Annotated in this window: 26 protein-coding genes and 1 pseudogene; 7 read left to right on the forward strand and 20 right to left on the reverse strand. The window is 63.4% G+C overall.

Annotated features, from left to right (window positions below):
* Positions 1 to 242: helix-turn-helix domain-containing protein (locus BM160_RS20090; RefSeq protein ID WP_143093302.1), on the reverse strand; the 242-nt coding region annotated here is incomplete at its 3' end.
* A 338-nt stretch (positions 243 to 580) separates the two neighbouring features.
* On the opposite strand from BM160_RS20090, the gene asd reads away from it, so the two are divergent.
* Both asd and blaOXA read left to right on the forward strand, forming a co-directional pair.
* Positions 581 to 1,447: an archaetidylserine decarboxylase gene (asd, locus tag BM160_RS20095; protein ID WP_092007945.1), complete on the forward strand. Its 867-nt coding sequence runs from the start codon at positions 581 to 583 to the stop codon at positions 1,445 to 1,447.
* Positions 1,448 to 1,673: 226 nt separating this feature from the next.
* Positions 1,674 to 2,474: a class D beta-lactamase gene (gene blaOXA, locus BM160_RS20100; RefSeq protein ID WP_177219092.1), complete on the forward strand. Its 801-nt coding sequence runs from the start codon at positions 1,674 to 1,676 to the stop codon at positions 2,472 to 2,474.
* A gap of 25 nt (positions 2,475 to 2,499) precedes the next feature.
* Here the strand turns inward: blaOXA and BM160_RS20105 are convergent, their stop codons facing one another.
* Positions 2,500 to 3,054 carry an AAA family ATPase gene (locus tag BM160_RS20105; RefSeq protein WP_092007947.1) on the reverse strand — a complete coding sequence of 185 codons (555 nt, stop codon included), beginning with the start codon at positions 3,052 to 3,054 and terminating at the stop codon, positions 2,500 to 2,502.
* Between the two features lie 187 nt (positions 3,055 to 3,241).
* Between BM160_RS20105 and BM160_RS20110 the strand changes: the two genes are divergently transcribed.
* Together BM160_RS20110 and BM160_RS20115 are read left to right on the forward strand one after the other, a co-directional pair.
* Positions 3,242 to 4,060 carry a class I SAM-dependent methyltransferase gene (locus BM160_RS20110; protein WP_092007948.1) on the forward strand — a complete coding sequence of 273 codons (819 nt, stop codon included), beginning with the start codon at positions 3,242 to 3,244 and terminating at the stop codon, positions 4,058 to 4,060.
* Between the two features lie 49 nt (positions 4,061 to 4,109).
* Positions 4,110 to 4,499, forward strand: a complete 390-nt coding sequence (locus BM160_RS20115) for a VOC family protein (RefSeq protein WP_092007949.1) — start codon at positions 4,110 to 4,112, stop codon at positions 4,497 to 4,499.
* A gap of 133 nt (positions 4,500 to 4,632) precedes the next feature.
* Here the strand turns inward: BM160_RS20115 and BM160_RS20120 are convergent, their stop codons facing one another.
* The 4 genes from BM160_RS20120 to BM160_RS20135 all read right to left on the reverse strand — a co-directional run bounded on the left by BM160_RS20120 (position 4,633) and on the right by BM160_RS20135 (position 8,897).
* On the reverse strand, positions 4,633 to 5,673 hold the full coding sequence (locus BM160_RS20120; protein WP_092007950.1) for an MBL fold metallo-hydrolase: 1,041 nt from the start codon (positions 5,671 to 5,673) through the stop codon (positions 4,633 to 4,635).
* The gene (locus BM160_RS20125; protein WP_092007951.1) at positions 5,670 to 6,329 is read right to left on the reverse strand and encodes a peroxiredoxin; all 660 of its coding nucleotides are present in this window, start codon (positions 6,327 to 6,329) and stop codon (positions 5,670 to 5,672) included. The genes BM160_RS20120 and BM160_RS20125 overlap by 4 nt, the downstream gene beginning before the upstream one ends.
* A 361-nt stretch (positions 6,330 to 6,690) precedes the next feature.
* Positions 6,691 to 7,902: a M20 aminoacylase family protein gene (locus BM160_RS20130; protein WP_092007952.1), complete on the reverse strand. Its 1,212-nt coding sequence runs from the start codon at positions 7,900 to 7,902 to the stop codon at positions 6,691 to 6,693.
* On the reverse strand, positions 7,902 to 8,897 hold the full coding sequence (locus BM160_RS20135; RefSeq protein WP_092007953.1) for a Bug family tripartite tricarboxylate transporter substrate binding protein: 996 nt from the start codon (positions 8,895 to 8,897) through the stop codon (positions 7,902 to 7,904). Before BM160_RS20135 ends, BM160_RS20130 begins: the two co-directional genes overlap by 1 nt.
* Positions 8,898 to 8,997: 100 nt before the next feature.
* On the opposite strand from BM160_RS20135, the gene BM160_RS20140 reads away from it, so the two are divergent.
* A complete protein-coding gene (locus BM160_RS20140; RefSeq protein ID WP_092007954.1) occupies positions 8,998 to 9,933 on the forward strand; it encodes a LysR substrate-binding domain-containing protein in 936 nt (311 codons plus the stop codon).
* Positions 9,934 to 10,248: 315 nt separating this feature from the next.
* On the forward strand, positions 10,249 to 10,503 hold the full coding sequence (locus BM160_RS20145) for a DUF6868 family protein (protein WP_092007955.1): 255 nt from the start codon (positions 10,249 to 10,251) through the stop codon (positions 10,501 to 10,503).
* A gap of 123 nt (positions 10,504 to 10,626) precedes the next feature.
* Here the strand turns inward: BM160_RS20145 and BM160_RS20150 are convergent, their stop codons facing one another.
* The 7 genes and pseudogenes from BM160_RS20150 to BM160_RS20180 all read right to left on the reverse strand — a co-directional run bounded on the left by BM160_RS20150 (position 10,627) and on the right by BM160_RS20180 (position 14,522).
* Complete coding sequence (locus BM160_RS20150) at positions 10,627 to 11,088, reverse strand: cupin domain-containing protein (RefSeq protein ID WP_092007956.1); 462 nt, start codon at positions 11,086 to 11,088, stop codon at positions 10,627 to 10,629.
* Positions 11,089 to 11,416: 328 nt separating this feature from the next.
* Positions 11,417 to 11,521, reverse strand: a pseudogene (locus BM160_RS22795) (DUF1330 domain-containing protein); the annotation flags it as partial.
* 12 nt (positions 11,522 to 11,533) lie between these two features.
* Positions 11,534 to 11,980, reverse strand: coding sequence for a DUF4124 domain-containing protein (locus tag BM160_RS22800; RefSeq protein ID WP_092007957.1), 447 nt, complete (start codon positions 11,978 to 11,980; stop codon positions 11,534 to 11,536).
* Between the two features lie 91 nt (positions 11,981 to 12,071).
* Positions 12,072 to 12,656, reverse strand: coding sequence for a TMEM175 family protein (locus tag BM160_RS20165; protein WP_092007958.1), 585 nt, complete (start codon positions 12,654 to 12,656; stop codon positions 12,072 to 12,074).
* A gap of 87 nt (positions 12,657 to 12,743) precedes the next feature.
* Positions 12,744 to 13,166 (reverse strand): YybH family protein, encoded by a 423-nt coding sequence (locus BM160_RS20170; RefSeq protein ID WP_092007973.1) that lies wholly within the window; start codon positions 13,164 to 13,166, stop codon positions 12,744 to 12,746.
* A 44-nt stretch (positions 13,167 to 13,210) separates the two neighbouring features.
* The gene (locus BM160_RS20175) at positions 13,211 to 13,516 is read right to left on the reverse strand and encodes a DUF1330 domain-containing protein (RefSeq protein ID WP_092007959.1); all 306 of its coding nucleotides are present in this window, start codon (positions 13,514 to 13,516) and stop codon (positions 13,211 to 13,213) included.
* 211 nt (positions 13,517 to 13,727) lie between these two features.
* Entirely contained in the window at positions 13,728 to 14,522 is a 795-nt protein-coding gene (locus BM160_RS20180) for an aminoglycoside phosphotransferase family protein (protein WP_092007960.1), read from the reverse strand.
* A gap of 226 nt (positions 14,523 to 14,748) precedes the next feature.
* Between BM160_RS20180 and BM160_RS20185 the strand changes: the two genes are divergently transcribed.
* Positions 14,749 to 16,224 carry a M20 family metallopeptidase gene (locus BM160_RS20185; RefSeq protein ID WP_092007961.1) on the forward strand — a complete coding sequence of 492 codons (1,476 nt, stop codon included), beginning with the start codon at positions 14,749 to 14,751 and terminating at the stop codon, positions 16,222 to 16,224.
* Positions 16,225 to 16,354: 130 nt separating this feature from the next.
* Here the strand turns inward: BM160_RS20185 and BM160_RS20190 are convergent, their stop codons facing one another.
* From BM160_RS20190 to BM160_RS20220, 7 genes are read right to left on the reverse strand one after another with little or no spacing between them, the layout of a single operon-like run.
* On the reverse strand, positions 16,355 to 16,840 hold the full coding sequence (locus BM160_RS20190; RefSeq protein WP_092007962.1) for a YidB family protein: 486 nt from the start codon (positions 16,838 to 16,840) through the stop codon (positions 16,355 to 16,357).
* Positions 16,841 to 16,881: 41 nt separating this feature from the next.
* Positions 16,882 to 18,054 (reverse strand): MFS transporter, encoded by a 1,173-nt coding sequence (locus BM160_RS20195; RefSeq protein WP_092007963.1) that lies wholly within the window; start codon positions 18,052 to 18,054, stop codon positions 16,882 to 16,884.
* 11 nt (positions 18,055 to 18,065) lie between these two features.
* Positions 18,066 to 18,413: a DUF805 domain-containing protein gene (locus tag BM160_RS20200; protein WP_092007964.1), complete on the reverse strand. Its 348-nt coding sequence runs from the start codon at positions 18,411 to 18,413 to the stop codon at positions 18,066 to 18,068.
* 59 nt (positions 18,414 to 18,472) lie between these two features.
* On the reverse strand, positions 18,473 to 21,316 hold the full coding sequence (locus BM160_RS20205; RefSeq protein ID WP_092007965.1) for an ATP-binding protein: 2,844 nt from the start codon (positions 21,314 to 21,316) through the stop codon (positions 18,473 to 18,475).
* Positions 21,294 to 22,001 (reverse strand): hypothetical protein, encoded by a 708-nt coding sequence (locus tag BM160_RS20210; protein ID WP_092007966.1) that lies wholly within the window; start codon positions 21,999 to 22,001, stop codon positions 21,294 to 21,296. Before BM160_RS20210 ends, BM160_RS20205 begins: the two co-directional genes overlap by 23 nt.
* A complete protein-coding gene (locus BM160_RS20215; RefSeq protein ID WP_255369013.1) occupies positions 21,998 to 23,368 on the reverse strand; it encodes an efflux RND transporter periplasmic adaptor subunit in 1,371 nt (456 codons plus the stop codon). Before BM160_RS20215 ends, BM160_RS20210 begins: the two co-directional genes overlap by 4 nt.
* A gap of 7 nt (positions 23,369 to 23,375) precedes the next feature.
* Positions 23,376 to 24,125, reverse strand: coding sequence for a 16S rRNA (uracil(1498)-N(3))-methyltransferase (locus BM160_RS20220; RefSeq protein ID WP_092007967.1), 750 nt, complete (start codon positions 24,123 to 24,125; stop codon positions 23,376 to 23,378).
* Positions 24,126 to 24,181: the final 56 nt, after the last annotated feature.

Here is a 24,181-nt window from a genome sequence, read left to right on the forward strand (position 1 = left end):
CGCAGATCGATCACGGCTTTCTCTACTTCTGGCGAGGTGCGTGTAGGACTTTCTTTGGGTCTTCGGGAGCGGGGCATATAAGCCGCAGATCCCTCCTGCGCGTGGCGTGCCAACAGCGCGTAGCCGGTCTTCGGGCTGATGCCAAAGCGTCGGCACAACTCGCGCCGGTTGCATCCCTCTTGCAGCGCCAGTGCTACGAAGTCGCGTTTGATGTCCATGAGGTCTTTCGGTTGCCAGGCCATAGGCTTCTCCTTGCGCTACTCGCGCTGAAGAAGTGTTTCCTATGTCCCCGCACACCCGTTTCCCATGTCCCCGGTCCATACAGCGAAGCAAAGAAAAGTGCCTCGCCCGCCGGGGCGAGACCCGGCCTGCTCGCAAAGGGCCGCATGGGCGGTTGCAGGCGCAAGACTGTTCCTCCTTAAGCATTTCGTAGCCACAGCCCAGACGGAACGGGCGCAACGAGCTATTAAATAAGTAGCAAATCAAGCAATGTGACTAACGGCGTTCGGGCCGCTCGGTGGCTGGCGGCCTACCCTGCCGGCCCCGATAGAATGAACCTCCATTTTCACGCCACTTGCCTATGACCGACCGTTTTGCCGTACTCCCCCAATACCTGATTCCCAAGCAGGCGCTCACCGTGTTTGCGGGCTATGTGGCAGGGCGTGAGCGCGGCTGGGTCACCACCGAAATCATTCGCCGCTTTGTCGTCAAATACCAGGTCAACATGGCCGAGGCGCTTGACTCCAACATCGCCAGCTATTCCACCTTCAACGCGTTTTTCACCCGCGCCCTCAAGCCCGGCGCACGGCCCATCGCGGCGGCCGAGCTGATCTGCCCGGTCGACGGCGCCATCAGCCAGTTTGGTGCGATCGAGAACGACCAGATTTTTCAGGCCAAGGGCCACCACTATTCCAGCACCGCGCTGGTCGGCGGTGACGCGGCCTTGGCCGCGCAGTTTCAGAACGGCAGCTTTGCCACTATTTACCTCAGCCCCAAGGATTACCACCGCATCCACATGCCATGTGACGGGCGGCTGACCCGCATGATTTACGTGCCGGGTGAGCTGTTTTCCGTCAACCCGGTCACGGCGCGCGGTGTGCCCGGCCTGTTTGCGCGCAATGAGCGCGTGGTCTGCGTTTTCGAGTCGGCGCTCGGGCCATTCGTGCTGGTGTTGGTAGGCGCCACTATCGTCGGCAGCATGGCGACGGCGTGGCACGGCGTGGTGAATCCGCCGCGCAGCAAAGAGGTGCGCGAATGGCACTACGGCGCGAATGCGCAGCCCCCCGTGGCGCTGAAACAGGGCGAGGAAATGGGCCGCTTTTTGCTCGGCTCCACGGTGGTCATGCTGTTTCCCAAGGGGCCACTGCGTTTCAACTCCGAGTGGACGGCGGGGCGCGGCGTGCGGCTGGGTGAGGTGATGGCAAATGGTCTGGGCCAGCCGCTCTGACAAGCCTCTGAAGCTTGGGCCGTGAGAGCGTCAATGCTTGGTCGAAAAATTCTTGCAGCCCCTGAAGCTGGATAGTCGTTTTGGGTATGCACCACTGGACCCGGTGCTTGGAATTGAAGCTGCTCCTCATCTACCCATCATTGCCTCGACCGGTTGAATCCGCCGCCCGTAGCCGACATCGCCGCTCGACAAAAACCGAGTCACTGTGACCTTTTAGGCTATCTGCATGAATCGACGAAATTTAGTGTTATCCGCCCTAGCCGCAGGGTTTGCTCAAAGGGTGGCGGCCGGCCCGCAGCGCCAAGATAAGACCGAGTGGTCTCGCTTCTTTACAGAGGCAGATGCACAAGGCAGCGTCGTCGTGCTTGACGCCCGAGATAAGTCTGAAACCACCCACGTCTACAACCTATCGCGTGCCGAGCGGCGCTACTCGCCAGCCTCTACCTTCAAGATTCCACACAGCCTATTCGCGCTCGATGCCGGACTGCTGCGTGACGAATTCCAGCTGATCCCGTGGGACGGCGTGAAGCGGCCCCAGCCGGCATGGAACGAGGACCAGAATCTGCGCTCCGCGATGAGGAACTCCACCGTCTGGGTGTATGAGCGCTTCGCCAAGGAACTCGGCGCTGCACGCGAAACCGCCTACATGCGAAAGATTGGGTATGGCAATGCGGTCGCCACGGGCGACAAGCCATTCTGGGTTGACGGCGACCTCGCCATCTCATCCTTCGAGCAGATCGCTTTCCTGCAGCGGCTTTACCGCAATCAACTGCCCTTCAAAGTCGAACACCAGCGCCTCGTGAAAGACGTGATGATCAATGAAGCGGGCCCTGACTGGATACTGCGCGCAAAAACGGGATGGACCGGAAAAATCGGCTGGTGGGTGGGTTGGGTAGAGTGGCCCAGCGGTCCCGTCTTCTTCGCCTTGAACATGGACACGCCGAACCGGCTAGTCGACCTTGCCAAGCGGCAGAGCATCACGCGCAGCGTTCTGCGCTCCATTAACGCGCTACCTAAGGCGCCATAGCTTCTGGCCGCATTCCGCCTTGACCTCATCGAGGCGACCGCTCGTGTTGCCGCCAACGGCCTGCCATCCACAGCCTGATACGTGCAAGCCGCTCCTGTGTCGAAAGGTCCCCCTCCAGGTTGAGGACGGGACATTGACGAGCAGACAACCAGGCCCTCTGCTTCGCAAGACTTCGCCCTTCTGGTGGTCCTTCGTCGTATTGTGCTGCCCATTCAAGAAACGCAGGGTTGGCCTGGCCGAAGAGTCGTAACTCGCGCTCACGCAGGCGCTCCAGGCGGAGTGCGGTATCGACGTAGAGAAAGACGACGAAATCGAAGGCATCCTCTATCTCGATACCCCAGGCGCTGACCGAACCGGACAGCACAGCAATCGGACTACGGCGGAATGCCGCCAGGAGTAGAGCGCGCCGCTCCTCGACCGAGCGCTTCGCCTGGAAGGGTGGGTCGGAGGGGAGCCAGAAGATGTCATCCGCTTCCAGGAAAGTTCCGCCAAGCTCCGCAGAGAGAGCTTTCCCGAGAGTGGACGTACCAGAACCAGACGCACCGGTGATATGTACAAGCTTTTTTCTTTGGTTCGAAATTCAAGGATCGAAACTCTACGATGCTCAATCGGAGTGCACCGTCGAACGTCGGCTTGTGGCCGCATTCTGTCGTCGCGTCGGCGGTCGCGTGAGTCTAAACGCGGCGGTCCTTCGCCACCTCGCTGTTCAATTTGCCCCGCCGCGCCTAAGATCGTCAACAGGCTCTCAATCCGAAAGGAGTCCTCTTATGGACAGGTCTGCATCTGACGCGATTTTCGCTGGCTCGATTCCCGAGCTCTACGACAGTTACCTCGTGCCGCTGATCTTTGCATCCTATGCCGCCGATCTGGCGCAGCGTGTGGTCGCTCTCAATCCTGCCCGTGTGCTTGAGACCGCTGCCGGCACGGGTGTCGTCACCCGCGCGATGGCGCAGGCCTTGCCCGGCCATGTTGAGCTGGTGGCGACCGACCTGAATCAGCCCATGCTTGATCGTGCCATGGCAGTTGGCACGCCCAGGCCGGTGCAGTGGCAAGCTGCGGACGCGGCGCGGCTGCCCTTTGAGGACGCGAGTTTCGACCTCGTCGTTTGCCAATTCGGCGCCATGTTTTTCCCGGACAAGGCGCGCGCATTTGCCGAGGCACGGCGCGTGCTTCGCCCCGGCGGCGCGCTCTTGTTCAACGTCTGGGATCGCATCGAGGAAAACGAGTTTGCCGATACCGTCACGACGGTGCTTGCCGGCCTGTTTCCCGCGGACCCGCCGCGCTTCATGGCGCGCACGCCACACGGCTATTTCGAGCGGGAGACGATTGCTCGCGACCTCGCCGCTGCGGGGTTTGACTCGGCGCCACGTATAGAGACCTTGGCGGCGCGCAGTCGCGCGGAGTCGGCGCGCGTGCCGGCCATGGCCTATTGCCAGGGAACGCTGTTGCGCAATGAGATAGAGGCCCGCTCTGGCGCCAATCTGGAGCAGGCGACGGCGGCCTGCGCCACGGCCATCGCCGAGCGATTCGGCGCAGGCCCGGTTGACGGAAAAATCCAGGCGCATGTGGTGTGCGCTCAGAACTGACGGGGCGAGCATCGCTGTTGGCGCTGTCTGCATGCAACAGGAGAGCACGATGAGCATTCATCTTGATCACTTGATGGTGCCGTCCCGCAATAAAGTGGCGTCGGCCAGGCTATTGGCCCAACTGCTGGGGGCGCCATGGTCGCAAACGGCGGTGGGGCCGTTTGCCGCCGTTTATGTGAACGATGGGCTGACCTTGGACTTTGACGAATGGACCGATCCCTTTCCCCGCATTCACTACTGCTTTCGGGTCAGCGAGGATGAATTCGCGCTCATTCTTGAGCGCATCAAGGCGGCCGGCATCCCCTATCGCAGCAGCGTTCATGGGCCGGTCGACCACCAGGTGGACACGCAGCACGGTGGCCGCATCGTCTACTGGAACGAGCCGGATGGCCATTACTGGGAAATGCTGACGCTCAGCTATGCGCGTCAGGGCTCATGAATGCTGGCTGTGGATAACTTTTTTCCATCATCGCCAAGCACAAAAACTCCTGATTTCATAGCGCACTTCGCCCGTCCCTATTGCGCTAGAGCCTGAAAATGCTCAGATTTCAAGACGCAGCGTCGCCAGGCCGTCACGCTGCCGGCCCCGCGCGCATGGGGTAGCCGGCTTCCAGCCAGCTTTTCATGCCGCCGTCTAGCGCCACCGCGCGCTGAAAGCCCATGCTGCGCAGCGTCGCCGCGGCCAGCGTCGAGATGCGGCCGAACTCGCAGCAGGTGACGATGCGGGCCGTTGGGTCCGGCAGCTCGCTGTTGACGCGCAACTCCAGCTGGCCGCGCGGCAGCAGCCGGGCGCCGGGAATGTGGCCGGCCTCATAGGCCTCGCGTTCGCGCACATCGAGCACGATCAGCTCGGCCGGCGTCGCTTGCACGCGGCTTAGCAATTCGGCCATGGACATGAAGGGCACGCAGGCGGCGGCCTCGGCCAGCATTTGCGCCACGGTCTTGCCACCGCTCATATTGGTGCGCAGGGCCTCGGTGAGGTGGGTGGGCATGGACAGGTCCAGGCTCTTCATCATCTGCACGAAGGCGGCCTTATCGCGCTGCTGCAGGCGCGGATTGCTGGCGATCTCTTCGCCCAGAGTCGAGTGGCTGCGACCCTTGTAGTCGTGGGCCGGGTAGACCTGCAGCGCCGGGTCCAGCTTGAGCAAGCGCCCGAACAGGCTGTCGTACAGCGCCTCGGGGTCGCCCGTCGGCAGGTCGGTGCGTCCGGTGCCGCCTATCAGCAGGGTGTCGCCGGTGAAGACGCGGTCCTCGCCCACCAGGCACATCGAGTCCGCGGTGTGGCCGGGCGTGTGCAGCACCTGCAGCCGCAGCTTGCCGAGCACCAGGGACTCGCCATCATCGACGCGCATGTCCACGCCTGGCGCCGGGCTGGCCCGGTGCATCACCGTCATCGCACCGAGGCGGTCGGCGAGCTGGCGCGCGGCCGAGAAGTGGTCGGCATGCGTGTGCGTATCTATCACGAAGCGTATGCGCAGCGCGTCGCGCGAGGCCAGCGCCAAGTAGCGGTCGATCTGGCTGACCTCGGGATCGATCAGCGCGCCGGCGCAGGTGTCGGCGCAGCCCAGCAGGTAGGACTGGCAACCGCCGACGGCGATTTGCTCAAAGATCATGACGGCTGCTTGACGATGCGCAGATAGGGTTTGGGCGACTTCCAGCCCTGCGGGAACAGCTTTTTCGCGTCGTCGTCGGAGACCGAGCCGGCGATGATCACGTCCTCGCCGGGTTTCCAGTTCACCGGCGTGGCGACCTTGTGCTTGGCCGTCATCTGCATGGAGTCGAGCACGCGCAGGATCTCGTCGAAGTTGCGGCCGGTGGTCATGGGGTAGGTCATCATCAGCTTGATCTTCTTGTCGGGGCCTATGACAAAGACCGAGCGGACGGTGGCGTTGGTGGCCGCCGTGCGGCCCTCGGCCGTGCCCGGCTCATCGGCGGGCAGCATGTTGTAGAGCTTGGCGACCTTGAGGTCGGTGTCGCCGATCATCGGGTAGCTCGGCAAATAGCCCTGAGTCTCCTGGATGTCGCTGGCCCAGCGCTTGTGGTTGTCGACCGGGTCCACCGACAGCCCGATCAACTTGCAGTGGCGGCGCGTGAACTCGGGTTCTATCTTCGCCATGTAGCCGAGCTCGGTGGTGCAGACCGGCGTGAAGTCCTTGGGGTGGGAGAACAGGATGGCCCAGCCGTCCCCTATCCAGTCGTGAAAGCTGATCTTGCCCTGGGTGGTTTCGGCCGTGAAATCGGGGGCGGTGTCGTTGATGCGCAAAGACATGGTGATTCCTTTGGCGCCTGTGGGAGGACAGCAGCCCGTCCGGCGCGGTGGAGCGCGGCTGCTCAAAATTTTAGCAAGTCGCCGGCCGCAGGTCGAGGCTAAGACACCTGTTGCGCAGGGGCTGTCGCTGGGCCTGCAGCCGTCATGGCGGCTGCGGCGGCCTGGGTCTGGCCGACCAAAACTTGCACAAGTTTCAAAACTTGCACACCCAAGCCCGACCTAGGCTGTGAATAACTTTTGCCCGGCAGCCTGCCGTGCCTGCGGTACTCCCGATTCAATAGCGCGTTGCGCCCGTCCCTATTGGGCTACCGCCTTAAATAGAGCTGACCTGGCGGCTGGCTGCCGTCAGGCCACCGCCGGCTTAAACCAGGAAGCGCTCGGCCAGGCGGCTCCAGAAAGCCGCGCCCACCGTCAGGTTGCCGTCGTGAAAGTCGTAGCGCGGATTGTGCAGTCCGCGCCCGCCTTCGGAGGGCCCGTTGCCTATGCGCACCAGCGCGCCCGGGCAGGCCTGCAGCATGTAGGCGAAGTCCTCGCTGCCCATCATGCGCGGGAACTCGCGTTTCACCCGGTCCTCGCCCACCAGCTCCGCCGCCACGTCGCCCGCCAGCGCGACGGCCGCGGCAGCGTTGTCGACCACCGGATAGCCCTCGATGTAGCTGATCTCGGCTTTCGCTCCGTAGCCCTCGGCGGTGGCATTCACCAGGGCGCAGATACGCTCCTTGAGCAGCGCACGGATCGCCGGGCTGAAGGAACGCACGCTGATGCCGATCTCGGCCTCGGCCGGGATCACGTTCAGCGCCTCGCCCGAGCGCAGCCGCCCGACGGTGACGACGGCGGATTCGTTGGGATCGATGTTGCGCGACACCACGGTCTGCAGCGCCATCACGATGGCCGCCGCCGCCACCAGCGGGTCGACCGCCAGGTGCGGCCTGGCCGCATGGCCGCCGACGCCGAAGATCTTGATGAAGACCCGGTCGCCCGCCGCCAGGAAGGGGCCGGGGCGCATCATGAAATCGCCCTGCGGCGCGCCCGGATGGTTGTGTATGGCAAACACCATGTCGCAGGGAAAGCGCTGGAACAGGCCGTCGTCCACCATGGCCTTGCCGCCGCTGTCGAAGCCGCGCTCCTCGGCTGGCTGAAAGATCAGGTTGAGCGTGCCGGAAAACCGGCGCGTGGCCGCCAGGTGTTTGGCCGCGCCCAGCAGCATGGCGGTGTGGCCGTCATGGCCGCAGGCATGCATCAGCCCGGGCTTGCTGCTGGCGTAGGGCAGACCGGTGTCTTCGTGGATGGGCAGCGCGTCCATGTCGGCGCGCAGGCCCAGGCGCTTGCTGCCGTCGCCGGCGCGCAGTTGCGCCACCAGGCCGGTCTGGCCAATGCCGCGGGTGACCTCATAGCCCCATTCCTGCAGCTTGCCGGCGACCAGCTCGGCCGTCTCGTGTTCGGCGAAAGCCAGCTCGGGGTGCTGGTGGATGCGATGCCGCAGGGCGGCGAGTTCATCGTGCAGCGGCGTCAGGTCGTCGACCTGGGTGAACTGGGTGAACTGGGTGGATTGGGTGGAGGCCTGGTGGGTCATCAGTTGGAGTCCAGCGTGATCTTGTTGTCCTTGGCGATGCGCTGGTAGAACTTGATGCGCTCGCCGATTTCCTTGCGATAGGCCGCCGGCGCCAGGTCCTCGGGCACCATCATGCCCTTGTCGAGCCAGGTGGCCTTGGTGGCGGGCTCGCTGAGGATTTTGCGCATTTCGATGTAGAGCTTTTGCACGATGGCATCTGGCGTCTTTGCCGGCGCGGCCAGGCCGGTCCAGGAAGTCAGGTTGAGGTCGGGCAGCTTCAGTTCGGCAAAGGTCGGCACGTCCGGCAGTTGCGGCACGCGCGTCGGTGCGGCAACGGCCAGGGCGCGCAACTTGCCGTTGCGGATGTTGCCCAGGTTGGACGACAGGTTGTTCCAGGTCAGCTGCACCTGGCCGCTCAGCAGGTCGGGCAGGGCCACGCCCGCGCCCTTGTAAGGGATGTGGGTCATGGGCAGGCGGGCCTGGTTCTTCAGCAGCTCCATGCTCAGGTGAGACACCGAGCCCAAGCCGGCGCTGGCGTAGTTGAGCGCGCCAGGGTTGGCGCGGGCGTACTTCACCAGTTCTTCGAAACTGCGCACCGGCAGGCTGGCACTGACCAGCAGCACGTTGGGCAGGCGGTCTATCAGGGTGATGGGCGCGAAGCCGTTGACGGCGTCATAGGGCAGCTTGGGGTTCATCGCCGGGTTCACCACGTGGGTGCTCTGCGAGGTGACGATCAGGGTGTAGCCGTCCGGCGCCGCCTTGGCGACGAAGCTCGAGCCTATGGCCCCGCCGGCACCGCCACGGTTATCGACGATCACCGGCTGGCCCAGCGCCCGGCTGAGCCGGTCGGCCATCAGGCGGCCCGAGTTGTCGACCGAACCGCCCGGCGTGAACGGCACCACCAGGGTGATGGGGCGAACCGGGTAGGCGGCATCGGCAGAAAACGCGGGCAGGCCCAGGCCAGTCAGGCTGGCGGCTGCGGTGGATTTGAGGAAATTGCGGCGATCGAATGTCATAGGGCTAAGAAGGTAGAGGAATGCGCAAAGCGTAGGGACGGCGGCCCGGCCCGTCAAACGACAAAATCGTCGATCGTGATAACGTGATGTAATCGCGATCATGAAGTTGCGCTCCCCGTCGCTGGTCGAATTGCATGCCTTTTTGGCGGTCTGCCGGCTGGGCAGCTTTCGCCAGGCCGCCGAAGTCCTGTGCGTGTCCCAGGCGGCAGTGAGCCGGGCGGTGCAGCGACTGGAGCAGCACCTGGGTGACTGCCGGCTGTTCGACCGCTCACCGCAGGGCGTGGTGTTGAGCGAGCAGGGTCGCCAGCTGCGCCAGCTGACCGAGCGCCACGTGATGGCGCTGGAGACGGCCACGGCGCGCTTCCAGCGGCCGCGGGCGGCCGGCAAGCTGCGCCTGAGCGTCATACCCACCCTGGGCAGCAAATGGCTGCTGCCGCGCCTGCCGCGTTTCCAGGCCGAGCATCCGGGCCTGGAGATAGAGATGCGCCAGTTCCGCCCCGACGAGGACTTCAACCGCGACGACGTGGACATCTGGATAGACCTGAAGCGGCCCCGGCGCCGCTGGCCGGCGCACCTTCAGGTGAGCTACCTGCTGGGGCGCGACATCGTGCCGGTATGCGCGCCGGGCGTGTTGCCTCGCCTGCAGCACCCGCGCGATCTGGCGCGCGAGGTGCTGCTGTTCCACAGCAACTTCCCGGACAACTGGGCGCGCTGGGCCAAGGCGGCCGGTTTGGCTGGTGAGCCCAAACTTGGCACCGGCTACGACCTCAGCATGAACCTCATCTTCGCCGCCAAGGAGGGCGCGGGCATCGCCGTCATCCAGCCCTGCCTGATCGAGCGTGAGTTGCAAAACGGCGAACTCGTCATCCCCTTCGCCCTACCGGTTTCGACCGAGCGCGGCTATTACCTCTGCGTGGATGGGCGCCAGCCGCTGGGCGCGGGCCAGCAGGCTTTCGTGCAATGGGTGCAGGACGAGGCTCGGCAGACGGTTGATCCGGTAGCGGGCGCGGCCGCCGGCACGCAGCAGGGCTGCTGAAACCAAGTCCCGTGACGTTTGTTGACGGCCATTGCCGCTCATTCGTGGCGATATGGCGAGACTGGTCACTCTGGGATAGAGTGGACAAACAGGCTGCTAGCCCAAGCCAGTCGCATTGCGCTTTCACTAAGGAGTGAGCATGGGAAGAGTTATGACCCTTCTTGCCGTTGTTGGCGTCCTGGCTGCGCTATACCTTTCGTACCGCTACGGCGTGTTTTAAGGCACTGCTCAGAGACAAGCATCCCATGGCGATGGTGGCCTTCCTGGGCCGCTGTCCGAATTCCGCCAGGAGCGAACCTTCATGGAGAACAACCTATGACGCTTCAGTTTGCTAGCGATTTTCTGCTCTGGTGTGCGCTGCTCAACTACGCCGTACTGTTTGCCTGGTTTGTCGCCTTCAGGCTCGCGCATGCCTGGATGCGAAGACTCCACGGACTATGGTTTCACATGTCGCCAGAGTGCTTCGATGGCATTCACTACGCAGGCATGGCGGCCTACAAGGTTGGCATTCTTCTTTTCAACCTTGTGCCATATGTTGCCTTGCAGATACTGGGGCATCATGTCGGCTGATTTGGCGCGCTCGTATCGACGATTTGAAGCGCAAACGGTCTAGGATTTTGCTGCTGTTCTGCGCGGGCAGAAGGCGGCCACTGCCGAGTTTAGAAACCGGTCGTTCAACGCCCAAGTTCACCGCTACTTGGCTGCGCCCTCGACTGGCGTGGCGTCCAAGGGCGACTCGAAGGCAATGAAGAGAACACAAGGGACCTTGCTTGCGCAGTAGGCGCTGTGCGCCTTTTTAGCCGGGCCATACGCATAAGTTCCTGACTTGAGCACAGCTTTCTTCTGGCCCTCATAGGTGACGTGAAGTTCGCCTGCTACCAGCACCATCCGTTCCGGCGAGGTGTGCCAATGGAGTGGAATGGTTGATTTACCGGGCACCTTGAAGAAGACATCTACGTTGTCTTTTGCAGGATCACCGTGAAGCACGGCAATGCCGCAGCCTTTGGGAAGGAACGGCGGGCAAGGCCCCCACTTGAGTTGTGCGTCTTTGGCTGTAAATGTGACCGATGGCTCTGACGCCGGCGTTTCGGCCCAAGCGAACGAACCGGCAAGAATTGGCAAAGCTGAAAAAACCATTTTCAATAGCTTCAACATTCGACACCTCCCGTATAAGTGGGTGACGCAACCAATCTACTACCGGCTGCCCAACATTTGACTTAAGCGGTGTGCCGTAGGCACGTCCGCTTGAATGATGGAATGGACTCCCCCCGTTTTATTGCGCCACATTGGCGTACTGGTCTTCATTGACGTGGAGTCAGGATTTCAAACGTCAGGAGTTCGAGATGAATGCTACTCCCGTTGCCCTTGATCTTGCAAAATTCGTGTTTCAACTGGAGCGTGAACTAAGCCGGATCGCCAAACTCGGCCCGACCTGCACCACACTGCTATCGATACATGAGTGAACAGGACATGACTTCGCGAATCAGGAGGCTTGCGGACCGTCGTAGCCTTCAATGACGACGAGGTCTATGGTCGAAACCGGCAGCCTAAGCTTGATGGCATCTTGATACTCAGGCGACTGCCAACAATCGAGAGCCGCTCAGCGCTTTGTGGCAAAGATGGTTCCATTCTCCACCTTGACGACTAAGTTATGCCGAGAGGCTATGTCTTGAAGAGCAGTGTCCCATGGCACGCACTCGTAGCTAAATGCTCCGGTTCCACTGACCGAAGAATCTGCTGCTAACTTGTTGCCCGAGAAATCTGCAAGGACTTGCAAAGTTGCCTTCAGTGGCATGCTCGTGAAGTTGATTCGCAACTCTTTGCCGACACATTTTCTCTTTTCGTTAGACGCTGTCGCACGCGATGTGGCGCTGGTCCTGGCGTTTGGCGCGGCTGGCCCGGTCGTGGTGATTGATGTTTCACGGCCCTTCTCGCACGGAGAGGCCTGGTACTCAACCTTGCCACCTTCGCGCTCGCATTTGTAGACGGCGGCAAAGGAGCTTTGCTGACAGATGGCGAGTAGCAGCAGAAATAACAGACGATTCATAGGTGAAAGTTTTCATGAAAAGAAGGTAACTCTGGGCGCCTAACGTTTGACATAAGCGGCATGCCGTAGGTCTGTCCGCTTGATGGAAATGTCAGTGTTCAGTCTCATCGACAACTCGCTCGATTCTTCTATCCGGCACCAGCCAGATGAGCGCCACAAAAACATAGATCGCCTGTGCCACCCAGTGCGCCCAGAACGACAGGACTATGGCTGAGGTATAGAGGAACGGCGACAGCTTGCCCTTCCAGTCCGCGCCGACCGCGCGCCTGAGGACGGAGTTTGGGCCATCGGTGGCAATGATGCACTGCTGCAGGACGTAGTACGAAATGGCCGCCATGAGAAGAACAAATCCATATGCGGCAGTTGGCAGCGGTGCAAAGTGGTTCTCGCCCATCCAGCCCGTGGCAAACGGGAACAAGGATAGCCAGAAGAGCAAATTGAGATTGGCCCACAGCACACCGCCGGATAACCGTTTGGCAACGTGCAGCAGGTGGTGATGGTTGTTCCAGTAGATGCCTACATAGATGAAACTCAGCACGTAGCTAAGAAAGTTGGGCACCAAAGGGCCGAGCGCTTCGGCATCCGATCTATGGGGCACTTTCAACTCCAACACCATGATGGTGATGATGATGGCCAATACACCATCGCTGAATGCTTCAAGCCGACTTTTTCCCATGGCTGTCCTCCTGAAACCTAGCGCTTGAGTTACACAAATTCGCCGCTGTCGCTCTTGGTCTTCATGCAGCTAGGTCGCAACGCCGCATTAAGCGCGCAAGATAGGCGCTCCGGTACGCGGGTTGGTGAGGGGCACATTCTCGAGCGCTCGAATCCGCCAGATCTCGTTTTGCCTCGTCAGTACTGCGAGGATCAACGTATCCACCTCATGGGGTCCGGCCGGGTGAGCGGCACCGGCCGCCAGGCGACTCCAGAAATGGATGACCACCGCGCCGTCAGCAATGTGAACGACATCGATCAACTCATTTTCTAGTGTGGAATCGCGATAGATGGTTTCGTGTATGGGAGCGTGGAGCGCCACGATCTCATCGACGCCTTTGACATAGTGCCCGAAGCGATTGACGAAGGTCGCGCCTTCATCGAACAGGCTACCCAGAGCCGCCATGTCGTGAGCGTTCCAGGCGGCTTGAAATGCAGCGGGCGCGTCTTCCGGTCTTTTCATTTCGGTCATGGGGATGGTCGTCTGCATGAGTGAACAGGACATGACTCTTCGAATCAGGAGGCTTGCGGACCGTCGTAGCCTTCAATGACGACGAGGTCTATGGTCGACACAGGCAGCCTCAGCTTGATGGCGTCTTGATACTCAGGCGACTGCCAACAATCGAGAGCCGCCTGATAGGAAGGGAATTCAATGACGATGTTGCGCGTGCGGCTCAGCCCTTCCGGATTCTCGAATTGTCCGGCGCGTACCAGGAACTTTGCGCCGAACTTCCTGAATGGTTCGGCATTGGCTGCAATGTAGGCCTTGTATTTTTCTGGATCGGTGACATCGACCCGTGCGATCCAGTAGCCCTTTGTCATTTGACGCTCCGCTTGGTGAGAAGGTGGGATTTGAACGAAAGATGCCTAAGCTTGAAGCTGAGCCGTGAGTTAGCTCGAGCGCCTGACTAGGCCTTAGCGTACACCTTATCTTTTTATTGAAATGCTTGCTTTATCTTCTAGGCGGTGTTGCTTTCATGCCTTGGCCTGATGGCTTTCAGGGTGTCGGCCACCAGTCCTCATTGCCCGTAACTCAGGCATTGAGTTCAGCATGCGCCATCCCGGCAATTTTCAGGGCCGTGGCAGACGGCGTTCCATCTTCGATATGCCAGGCCGCAGACAGCCCTGCCCAGGCCAGAATCCACTGCAGTAGTCGTTCTCGTTCCAGGCCCGCGATGTCGGCAACGAGCTTGACGCGGCGCACGAAGCGCTCAGGCTCGGCGGCGGTTTGCAGATCCGGATTGCAAAACAGATTGGCGTAGTCGAATCCGCGTTCACCTATCAGTCCTTTCGGATCAATCGCCAGCCATCCGCGCTGGCCGAAGTCGAGAATGTTGCCGTGATGAATGTCGCCGTGCAGCACCCTAACGTCACGGGGTGTTGCCAGCAGTTCGCGCGCCGCGGTTGCGGCAATCGCCAAGATACCGCCGTGCCGCTCGGTGGCCGCTTCCAGCCCCTGAAACCAGCGCGGCAGCGGCGTCAAGCCGGGCGGCGGCTTATCGCCACGCGCATGCAGGCGTGCCACGACAGCGCAGATGATGCGGCTCGCCTCGTCATCGCATCCGGCGCTAGCGAGTGCTGCCAGTGAACCGCTGCCCTTGGAGCGTTCCAGCAACAGCGCATCACCTTCGCTGGCAATGATTCTTGCCGCGCCGTCGCCGCTCCACCATGTCATCCAGGCGGCGGCCAGTTTTTCTTCTTCGGCTAGCGCGACCTTCAGCATGGCGGGCTGGCCTTGGCATAGAACGGGCAAGAGGCTGGCGCTTCTGGTCAGGATGGGGCTGCCGTCCGCTACCAGCCCCCATCGCTTGATGTAGCTGCTAAACATGCAGGCACCATAGCATCATCGTTCAGCACCCCAAATACTCCTTATTTGATAGCGCATTGCGCTCGTATTGATTGGGCTGACGGCTCAATTGATTAAAAAATTCACGGCTTCTTCGCTGGCGCGCCTGGCGGGCCCGCTGGGCAGCCCGTGCTTCACGGGATGGCGGCGGCAGGGGTACAGTAGCGGTTTGCGTGAATCGCCTCATTTTTATTTCCGGAGTCCTGTCATGAACGCCCCCTTGCACCGTGAAGTTCCCGCCAGCATCCTCAACGCCGCCCAAGCCCTGTCGCAGGTCACGGCCCAGTGGGATGGCGACATCGTCAAACAGATCAGCGACTACATCGCCATTCCCGCCAAGTCGCCGACTTTTGACAGCGACTGGGCGCAGCACGGCTTTATTGACACCGTGATGCGCAATGCGGCCAGCTGGGTGGAGGCGCAAAAGGTTGAAGGCCTGAAGCTGGAAATCGTGCGCCTGGAAGGCCGTACCCCGGTGATGTTTTTTGAAATCCCGGCCACCCGCGCCGATTCCACGCAAACCGTGCTGATGTACGGCCACCTCGACAAGCAGCCCGAGTTCAACGGCTGGCGCAATGATTTGGGCCCCTGGACGCCCAAGTACGAAGACGGCAAGCTCTATGGCCGCGGCGGCGCCGATGACGGTTATGCGGTTTACGCCAGCATTGCCGCGGTGCAGGCGCTCAAAGCGCAAAACGTGCCGCATCCGCGCATCGTCGGCCTGATCGAAACCTGCGAGGAAAGCGGCTCCTACGACCTGCTGCCCTATGTGAACGCGCTGCGTGAACGCCTGGGCGAAGTCGCGCTGGTGGTTTGCCTGGACTCGGGCGCCGGCAACTACGATCAGCTCTGGCTGACCACCAGCCTGCGCGGCAACGCGGCCGGCGTGCTCAAGGTCGAGGTGCTGACCGAGGGTGTGCATTCGGGCGATGCCAGCGGCCTGGTGCCGTCCAGCTTTCGCATCATGCGCCAGGTGCTGGACCGTCTCGAAGACAGCAAGACCGGTCGCCTGCTGCCGCAAAGCTTTCATTGCGAAATCCCGGCCGACCGGCTGGTGCAGGCACAGGCCACGGCCAAGATTTTGGGTGACGAGATTTACAAACGCTTTCCCTGGGCGCACTACGACTGCGAGGGCTCGAGCAGCTTTGCCCTGCCCACCACCACCGACCCGGTGGAAGCGCTGCTCAATCGCACTTGGCGGCCCACGCTGAGCGTGACCGGCGCCGAGGGCTTTCCGGCGCTCAAGGATGCCGGCAATGTGCTGCGTCCCTACACCGCCTTCAAGCTGTCGCTGCGCCTTCCGCCGCTGGTCGATGCCGGCGCGGCGGTGCAGGAACTCAAGGCCTTGCTGGAAGACAACGCGCCCTACCAGGCCAAGGTGACCTTTAAAGGTGGCGGCGGCTCCACCGGCTGGAACGCGCCCAGCACTACGCCCTGGTTTGAAAATGCGCTCAATGAGGCCTCGCAAAGCTTTTTTGGCGCCCCTTGCGGCACCATAGGCCAGGGCGGCACGATTCCCCTCATGAGCATGCTGAGCAAGGGCTTTCCCAAGGCCCAGATGATGGTCTGCGGCGTGCTGGGCCCCAAGAGCAATGCCCACGGCCCCAATGAGTTTTTGAACGTGCCTTATGCCAAGAAGCTGACCGCCTCGGTGGCCCATGTGATGGCCAGCGTGCCGGGCTGAGATTCGCCCGGGCTGAGTCCATAAAAAAACCGGCCTGGGCCGGTTTTTTTAATGAAAAGTGCTTGTAACGCTTATGGTGTATGCGCAAGCAGCTATGAAAACAGGAGTTGTCTTGGGTTTGGCCGCGGCTTCAGCGCCCTTTCAGCAGACCGCCCAACATGCCCATCAGATCGCCGCTGTTGCCCAGCCCCTGCTGCGGTGCCTGGCCATCGGGGGTCAAATGGTTGATCAGGCCGGGCAGCATTTGCGAGAGCTGGCCGGCGGCGTCCTCGGGGTTGGTGCCCAGCTTGGCGGCAATGTCGGAAATGGTGTCGTTGCCCAGCGCGCTGGTGATTTGCTCGCCCGACACGGGCTCATTCGGTCCGCCACCAATCCATGAGCTGACCGCTCCGCCCAGGCCGGCTTGTTCAAATTTGCTGACCAGGCCGCCCAGGCCGCCGTTCTGGCCATCGTTGCCAAGCATGCCGGTGACGATCTGGATCAATTGCGGGTTGCTGGCCAGCATGCCCATCAGGCCGCCCAAGCCACCCAGGCCGGCCGCCGCGCCGCCCTCGCCCGACTGGGGCTGCTGGCCCTGGTTCATGACCGCACCCAATACTGAATCAAGTAATCCCATGACAAGCTCCTGAAGTTGAAGATGATTGACGCCAAGGCGCTTCAGGCATTCTGGCCCTGTCGGCGCCCCAGTGCAAGCCAGCCCAGCGCCAGCCCGGTCAGGCCCAGTGGCAGCAGCGAGCCCAGATTCAGCAGCGTCCAGCCCTGGGTGGTGACCAGCACGCCGGAGGCCAGCGAAGAGATGGCCAGCACCGCAAAGACGCAGAAATTCAGTGCGCCTTGGGCCTTGTCTTTTTCTTCCGGCCGGTAAGCCGTCAGCGCCAGCGTGGTGGCGCCGGTAAAGAGGAAGTTCCAGCCCAGGCCGAGCAAAAACAAGGACGCCAGAAACTGCTTGAAATCGACGCCCGACAGCGCAATCAGCACGCAGACCACGTTCAACGCCAAGCCCACGCCCATGATGGGCAAGGTGCCAAATCTCTTGATCAGGTGGCCGGTGAAAAAGCCCGGTGCGAACATGCCGATCACATGCCATTCCAGCACCAGCGCCACGTCGGAAAACGGCAGGCCGCAGACCTGCATGGCAATCGGTGTGGCCGCCATCAAGAGGTTCATCACGCCATAGCCCAGCGCGCCAGCGGCGGCCGCCACGATGAAGGCCGGCTGGCGCATGATGATGGCCAGGGGCCGGCCGCTGGCCGCCTGCGCCTTGGAGGCGGGGGGCGCCGGAAATTCAATCCAGGCCAGCAAGGCCATGGCCAGCAGCGCCACGCCGGCCAGCGCCAGGTAGGCGCCGGCAAAAGGCGTTTCGGTCAGGCCGCGCGTTTGCACCGCCAGATTCGGCCCGGCCACGGCACCCAGCAGGCCGCCGGCCATCACCAGCGAAATGGCTTTTTCACGGAAAGCCGGCAGCGCCAACTCGGCGGCGGCAAAGCGGTACAACTGCGCATTGGCGTTGTAGTAGCCGGCCACCACGGTGGCCGCCACCAGCAGCCAGAAGTTTTTGCTGTAGGCCGCATAGCAGCACAGCAATGCCGACGCCACTGCCACCAGCAGCCCAAGCTGGAACGAGGCCTTGCGGCCAAAACGGCTTTGCGTGCGCGCCACCAGCCCGGTCGACAGCGCGCCGCCGACCACATAGCCCATCACCGGCAAGGTCGCCATCCAGCCCAGCGGCGCCAGGTTCAGGCCGACCAGACCGTTGATTGCGATGAAGGTGACGTTGTTGGTGAGGAACAGGCCTTGGCAAATGGCCAGCAGCCAGAGGTTGCGATTCATGGGGGCGGCGCTCAGTCGGCCGTTTTCGGATTGCTGCCGTAGGCGTTGTCTTGTGCATCGCCCTCTTTGACCGCCCAGTACAGCGCGATGAGCCAGCCAATCAACGGAATCAGCGCCACCAGCAGCCACCAGCCGCTGCGGCCAATGTCATGCAGCCGGCGCACGCCCACGGTGACGGAAGGAATCAGGTGAACCAGCGCCACCAGGCCGCCTATCAGCTGGCCTTTCGTGAAGGAGTCCAGCAGGCCGGCGACGATGGCAATGCCCAGGTAGACAAGGAAATACATCCAGTATTCGGTGCGGCGCGCACGGCCGCTGACATCGAAATATTGGCGCATGACTTTGAGATACCAGTTCATGGAAATCCTTGCAAAAGTTGTATGGATTCGGGCAATTGGCGCAGCGCGCCAAAAGCATCTTACGTGACGGCCGTTACATTTTGACTGGCCTGCGGCAGGCCGCGTCGCTTGGCCACCGCAATCGGCGGCGCCCAGCGCGAATCGCGCGGCTTTTTGCTGGTGACCAGGGTGATCTCGGCCGGCTCGAACACTTCCAGGTTGTGGGTGATGGGCGTGGTCAGCACGTATTGCGCCTGGGTGGAGCGCAGGAAATGGCCGACCAGCTGGATGTTGCGCACGTCCAGGTGGGCAAAGGGCTCGTCGATGAAGACGAAGCCGCCCGAGGCGCTGTCCTCGTCCTTGAGCAGGCCGACCAGCAAGATCAGCGACTTGATGACCTGCTGGCCGCCCGAGGCCTCGCCGTCGTTCAGCCCTATGCTGCCCTTGCCGTCGAAGTTGAAGTTCACCTTCAGCCCGGCCTGGCTCAGCACGCCGTCGTCGTTTTCCAGCGCCGGCAGGTCCGCCGCCACATCGACGCCGGCCAGCGCGCCCAGCTCCTGGATGTTTTTGCGGTAGCGGCGCACGGTGGAGCGCAGCACTTCGATATAACTTTCGCGGGCGTTGAAGACGGCGCTGCCGGCCTGCGCATTCTTGACCTGGTGGTCTTCCAGGCTGTAGCCCTGCTCGCGCACGGCCGCTTCCATGCGGCGGTAGCGCTCTTCCACGCTGGCGTCTTTTTCCCAGGTGTCCTGGGCCAGGTCTTCTTCGACCGCATGCAGGCGCAAGCGGGCCTGGGTGTCGTTCTTGTAGGTGTCGAGCAGCTGGCGCAGCGTGTCGGGACGGATCCAGGCCGGCGGAAACTGGCGCTTGTGGCGATTCGAGGCGTCGACCTCTGCCGTGAGCTGGCTGCGGCGCTGCAGCCATTCCTGGGCGTGGCGCGCGGCCTCGCTGCTGGTTTCCCGCAGGGTTTTTTCCAGCGTCCGGTAGGCGCTTTCGGTCTGCTGCTGGTGCAAGCTGGCCGCGCGGTGTTCCTGGTCCAGCTGCTGCCAGCGGCTGGCCGCAGCGATGCGTGCCTGCTTGGCGGCTGGCAGCGCCCGGCCGGCGTCGGCGAATTCCTCGCTGCGCCGCGCCAGCTCGGCGGCGGCGGTGTGGCCGGCCAGGCTGCGTTTGGCATCGTCGATCTGCCGTTTCACGTCGCGCAGCTTTTCGGCGACGGGTGCCAGCGCCTTGTCGGCGCGCGCGATGTCGCGTTCACAGGCGTCGCGCTGGGCCTGCAGGGCGGCAGCGCCAAACTGGTAGTCGCGCGGCTCGACCCAGACCGAGCGGGCGCCGCGGCCGTCGTGCATATAGGCTTTTTCGGTGATCCAGGCGCCGCCCAGCTGCTGGCCTTCGCGCGGGTTTTCCACGCAGCGCAGGCTTTCCAGCTGCTGGATCAGCCAGCGCGGCACCTTGGCGTCCAGCTTGACTTGCGCCAGCAGCGAGTGGGCCGTCGCCTTGGGCGCGGCCTCGCTGCCGGTGACGATGTAATGGCGGTAGTGGTCTTGTTCGGCCAGCTCGAAGGCCTTGACCTCGTCGGCCGTGTCTTGCAGCAGCACCATCCAGCGATTGGGCCGCAGCACGCCCTCGACGGCGGCGCGCCAGCGTTCGTCGCGCACTTCCACGATGTCGGCCAGAAAGCCGTGGGTTATGCCCTGGCTCTGCAGGCGCTGGCGAAAGCGCCTGGCCTCTTCGGGCGGCGGCGGCGTGCGCTGGCCTTGCAGTGATTCCAGCAACGCGTTGGCCTTGCTCTGCTTGCCGCGCAGCTCACTGAGCTGGTCTTCCAGGCCGGCTTTGTCGGCTTCCAGCGCCTGCAGGCGCTGGTTGACGGCGGCGCTGTCGCTTTCGCTTGAGGCCAGCGCCAGCAGCTCCTGCTCGCGCTGCGCCAGCAATTCCAGCGGGCGTTCCTGGTCGCGCGTGGCATCGCGCTGTTTCGCGGCCTCGTCGCGCTCGCTCAGCAGCCTGGCGGAGGCCTCATCGGCCTGGCTGCGCTGGCCCAGCAGGTCCAGCAGCCTGGCGTTTTGCCGTTCGCGTTCGGCCTGGCCCAGGCGGGCGCTGATGCGCTGGCGGTGTTGCTCGCGGCTGCGCTTGAGCAGGTCCAGGCGCTCGCCATGCCAGCCCAGCACCGGCAGCACTTCGGTGGCCAGGCGCTCGCGCTCCTGCACCTTGTGCTGCCAGTTCTTGTAGTTGGTGACCTTGTTCTGCAGCTCGGCCAGCTGGGCCTTGCTGTGGTCCAGTTCTTTTTCGGCCTGCACCATCTCGCGCGTCAGCTGCTGCTGGTGTTCGCGGGCGGTGTCGTAGGCGCTCAGCACCTCCTGGTCACCGAACACGTCGAAGACCAGGCGCAGCAGCTCGCGCGGGCTGTATTCGCAGAGCCGGTCGGTCTGGCCCTGCTCCAGCGACAGCACCTTGGCAATCGCCGGCGACAGGCCGGCGGCCGACAGCAGCCGGTTCCAGGCCTCTATGCCCATCAGGCCCAGGTCTTTGTCGGGCGTGGCGCTCAGCGTTTCTATGCTGACGTCGCCTTCGAGCACGGTATAGCGGCGCTGCCAGTCGCCGCCGTTGCGGTCTATGCGGCAGGCCAGCGTGACCTGGTCGCTGTAGATCAGGCGCTTGGCAAAGGGCCGGCTGGAGGTCTGGCGGTTTTGCGGGCTGTTGTCGACCACGGCGCGCAGCCAGGCGACGTTGGCGCCAGCGTGGCGGGCATAGGTCTTGTAGTCGCGCGGCTGCGAGCATTTCAGGCCCAGCAGGGTGCGCATGGCGTCCAGCAGCGTGGTCTTGCCCGAGCCATTGGGCCCGGCGATGGTGATGATGGAGGCATCCAGCGGCAGGCTGACGCGCTGGCAGTAGTCCCAGTGGACCAGTTCAAGGCTCTGAAGGTGAAACATGGGCGGGTGTCAGTGGCGCTTCAGCGCTGTGATTGGGTTGGGCCTGCTGGACTTGCTCGCGGGCCAGCACGTCGGTCAGCGCGCCGTCCAGGATGCGGGGCGCCAGCACGTCGTAATTGAGCAGCACGTCGAGCAGCGGGCCCTCGGCGATGTCGTCCTGCTTGCGCAGTATGAAACCGTGGCGCTCCAGCAGCTTGAGGTTGGTATCTAGCCGGGTCTTTTTGCCGAGCTGGTTGCCATAGTCCTCCAGCAGGGTTTTATAGGACAGCACCGGGCTCACGCTGCGAGCCGAAGGCATGGCCTTGCTGCTGGCAAACATCTCGTTTTGCGGTGCCTCGGGCTCGACGCGGCTGGTCTGGCGTTCGCGCTTGGGCAGCACGATCAGGGCCCAGACCACCACCAGCAGGGCGACGGCGTCGCGCGGCAAGTCCAGGTTGTTGTTGCCGTTCAGCCCGGACTCGCCCAGCACGCTGGCCTGGGCGGCTGGCAGCAGGCTCAGGCAGACATGGTCGGCGTAGATGTTGTCCAGCCAGCGCAGGCCGACCTGGGCCAGCCGCTGCTCCACCTGGGCGAACAGTTCGGCATCCGACAGGGCGCGTCGAACGCGGGGGTGATTGCGCGGCAGGTATTTGCGTGACAGCAGCTCTGCAATCAGCAGGCCGGCGTCGTCCGGGGTGTCATTCATGGCTGGTCGAGGTCTGGGTTGGGGCCGTGGCGGCTAGCGCCAGCGGCGGTCACGGGATGCAGCAGGCCTTGGCTGAGCTGGGCCACGGCGGGATGGTCCAGCGTTTGCAGGACCGTCGTCCATTCGACGCGCCAGGGCTGGCGCGCCAGATCGCCGGTGGCGCCGGCCAGGCCCTTGGCCTGGGCGTCGCCCAGCAGGGGCATGAGCTGGGCCTTGTAAGCCACCTGGGCGTAGCGGGTGTCGGCTGGGTTGGGGCCGAGCAAGGCATCGGCCAGCGCATGCGGCGCCGGGCTGTCGGTCAGCAGTCCCCATTGCGCCAACATGGTGGACAACTCAGCCAGCTCCTGCGGCAGGGCGACGGTATCCAGATTGCCTTCGGGCGCGGGCTGGGCCAGCGGCAGGCTGTCGGGTGCGCCGGCCTGCGGCCGGTCGCGCTCGAATTCGGCTTCGGTGACGTCCAGCATCTCGTGCGGCGCTAGCGCCATCAGGCCTGCCGGTGCGGCCATGACGTCCTCAGCCAGGGTGTGCAGTCCGCTCACGGTCTGCAGCCAGAGCTTGACGTCGGTGCTGGTGATGCCGGTGGTGCCCAGGGTGACGCGCTGGCGGTCTACCTGCTGCAGGGCGCGGTTGAACTGGCTGGCCATGGCCAGCAGGCGCGATTGCGCCTGGCCCAGGCCGCGCGCGGCTTTTTCCAGCGCCAGCTGGCCGCGCGCGTTGCTGATGATGGCGGTGATGGCTTCCGAGGCCCGGTCGATCAGGCGCGCGGCGCGGTCATAGCGTTTGCGCGCTTCGCGCAGGCGAAACTCGGAGCCGCTGGCAATCGCATCCTGAAATTCGCCGTGCAGGCGGCCCAGTTGCGCCTGCAGCATTTGCACCTGCCGGCCGTCCAGCGTGCCCAGCCGATCCGCGCCCACCACCTGCCCCAGGATGCCGGCCAACTCGTCATCGTCCTGGCCGCTGTTGAGCGGTCCCAGCACGGCGGCGATTTGCTGGGCCAGCGGCGTGATGCCGTGGCAGCGCTGGGTTTCGTCCCAGCCGAGCAGGCCGACCTCGCGAAAGCGCTTGAGCACGGTGTCCAGCGCCTCGGGGCGCAGCGCGTGAAACAGCTGGTCCAGCGTTTCACGCGTCAGCACGGCGTCGCCCTGACTCATCAGGGTGAGAAAGACCCACAGGCGCAGGCGCACCAGGCCGGCGGGGCCGTGAAACAGGCCGCGCAAGGCGTCGATGTGGGCGGATTTCTGTTCGAGTTGCCAGGCCAGCGGCGAATCGCTGGCCAGGTCGGCGTCGCGAAAATAGCCGGCCAGCGGCGTTTCGCTTTCCAGGGCGTTGGCGAGCAGGTCGGGGCTGGGGGCGATAGTCCGGCTCATGGACATGTCATTGCGCCAGCCGGGACAGCACCAGCAGCGGCGCGGTTTCGGCCCGCAGCACGCGCGGGCCCAGGCTGACGGGGGCAAAACCGCAGGCCATGGCGGCGGCTTCTTCCTGCGGGTTGAGTCCGCCTTCCGGGCCGCTCAGAAAGGTCAGTGCGCCGTGGCTGGCGATGGCTTGCTCCAACGGGCGTGTGCCGTTTTGCAGCGACAGCAGCAGCCTGGTGCCGGCGTCGGCCGGAGTCTCGGCCAGGCCGTTTTTTAGCCAGTCGGTCAGGCTGGCGACCTGGTGAATCAGCGGCAGGCGGTTGCGGCCGCATTGTTCGCAGGCGGCGCTGGCGACGCCGCGCCAGTGCGCCAGTTTTTTGTCGGCCCTATCGCCCTTGACGCGCAGCACGCTGCGCTCGCTCATCAGCGGCTGGATGCTGGCCACGCCCAGCTCGGTGGCTTTTTCGATCAGCCAGTCCATGCGCTCATTGGCCGGCATGCCCATGACCAGATGAATGGCGCGGCCGGCTTCGCGCCGGGTGGCGGTGTAAGCGCCCAGGGTGACGTCCACATCGCTGCGCCCCATGCGCGTGACGGTGGCCTCGAATTCGCCCTCGCTGCCGGGCTCACCGTTGCCCTGGCCGTTGAACAGCGTGATGCGATCGCCCGGCTGCAGGCGCAAGACCTGGACATGGCGGGCGGCCTGCTCGGGCAGGCTGATGGCGCTGCCGCTCATCAGGGGCAGGTCGGCGTAGAAACGGGCGCTCATGTCGGGAGGGTTTGAAGGTGGCCTGAATCTGCTATTGAAATAATAGCTATCTGCGC

Source organism: Polaromonas sp. OV174, assembly GCF_900112285.1.
Classification (GTDB): Bacteria; Pseudomonadota; Gammaproteobacteria; order Burkholderiales; family Burkholderiaceae_C; genus Polaromonas.

Excerpts from the sequence above, each read along its gene's own strand:
- asd (WP_092007945.1), top strand. The coding sequence starts at position 581 with ATGACCGACCGTTTTGCCGTACTCCCCCAATACCTGATTCCCAAGCAG.
- blaOXA (WP_177219092.1), top strand. The coding sequence starts at position 1,674 with ATGAATCGACGAAATTTAGTGTTATCCGCCCTAGCCGCAGGGTTTGCT.
- BM160_RS20110 (WP_092007948.1), top strand. The coding sequence starts at position 3,242 with ATGGACAGGTCTGCATCTGACGCGATTTTCGCTGGCTCGATTCCCGAG.
- BM160_RS20115 (WP_092007949.1), top strand. The coding sequence starts at position 4,110 with ATGAGCATTCATCTTGATCACTTGATGGTGCCGTCCCGCAATAAAGTG.
- BM160_RS20120 (WP_092007950.1), bottom strand. The coding sequence starts at position 5,673 with ATGATCTTTGAGCAAATCGCCGTCGGCGGTTGCCAGTCCTACCTGCTG.
- BM160_RS20125 (WP_092007951.1), bottom strand. The coding sequence starts at position 6,329 with ATGTCTTTGCGCATCAACGACACCGCCCCCGATTTCACGGCCGAAACC.
- BM160_RS20130 (WP_092007952.1), bottom strand. The coding sequence starts at position 7,902 with ATGACCCACCAGGCCTCCACCCAATCCACCCAGTTCACCCAGTTCACC.
- BM160_RS20135 (WP_092007953.1), bottom strand. The coding sequence starts at position 8,897 with ATGACATTCGATCGCCGCAATTTCCTCAAATCCACCGCAGCCGCCAGC.
- BM160_RS20140 (WP_092007954.1), top strand. The coding sequence starts at position 8,998 with ATGAAGTTGCGCTCCCCGTCGCTGGTCGAATTGCATGCCTTTTTGGCG.
- BM160_RS20145 (WP_092007955.1), top strand. The coding sequence starts at position 10,249 with ATGACGCTTCAGTTTGCTAGCGATTTTCTGCTCTGGTGTGCGCTGCTC.
- BM160_RS20150 (WP_092007956.1), bottom strand. The coding sequence starts at position 11,088 with ATGTTGAAGCTATTGAAAATGGTTTTTTCAGCTTTGCCAATTCTTGCC.
- BM160_RS22800 (WP_092007957.1), bottom strand. The coding sequence starts at position 11,980 with ATGAATCGTCTGTTATTTCTGCTGCTACTCGCCATCTGTCAGCAAAGC.
- BM160_RS20165 (WP_092007958.1), bottom strand. The coding sequence starts at position 12,656 with ATGGGAAAAAGTCGGCTTGAAGCATTCAGCGATGGTGTATTGGCCATC.
- BM160_RS20170 (WP_092007973.1), bottom strand. The coding sequence starts at position 13,166 with ATGACCGAAATGAAAAGACCGGAAGACGCGCCCGCTGCATTTCAAGCC.
- BM160_RS20175 (WP_092007959.1), bottom strand. The coding sequence starts at position 13,516 with ATGACAAAGGGCTACTGGATCGCACGGGTCGATGTCACCGATCCAGAA.
- BM160_RS20180 (WP_092007960.1), bottom strand. The coding sequence starts at position 14,522 with ATGTTTAGCAGCTACATCAAGCGATGGGGGCTGGTAGCGGACGGCAGC.
- BM160_RS20185 (WP_092007961.1), top strand. The coding sequence starts at position 14,749 with ATGAACGCCCCCTTGCACCGTGAAGTTCCCGCCAGCATCCTCAACGCC.
- BM160_RS20190 (WP_092007962.1), bottom strand. The coding sequence starts at position 16,840 with ATGGGATTACTTGATTCAGTATTGGGTGCGGTCATGAACCAGGGCCAG.
- BM160_RS20195 (WP_092007963.1), bottom strand. The coding sequence starts at position 18,054 with ATGAATCGCAACCTCTGGCTGCTGGCCATTTGCCAAGGCCTGTTCCTC.
- BM160_RS20200 (WP_092007964.1), bottom strand. The coding sequence starts at position 18,413 with ATGAACTGGTATCTCAAAGTCATGCGCCAATATTTCGATGTCAGCGGC.
- BM160_RS20205 (WP_092007965.1), bottom strand. The coding sequence starts at position 21,316 with ATGTTTCACCTTCAGAGCCTTGAACTGGTCCACTGGGACTACTGCCAG.
- BM160_RS20210 (WP_092007966.1), bottom strand. The coding sequence starts at position 22,001 with ATGAATGACACCCCGGACGACGCCGGCCTGCTGATTGCAGAGCTGCTG.
- BM160_RS20215 (WP_255369013.1), bottom strand. The coding sequence starts at position 23,368 with ATGAGCCGGACTATCGCCCCCAGCCCCGACCTGCTCGCCAACGCCCTG.
- BM160_RS20220 (WP_092007967.1), bottom strand. The coding sequence starts at position 24,125 with ATGAGCGCCCGTTTCTACGCCGACCTGCCCCTGATGAGCGGCAGCGCC.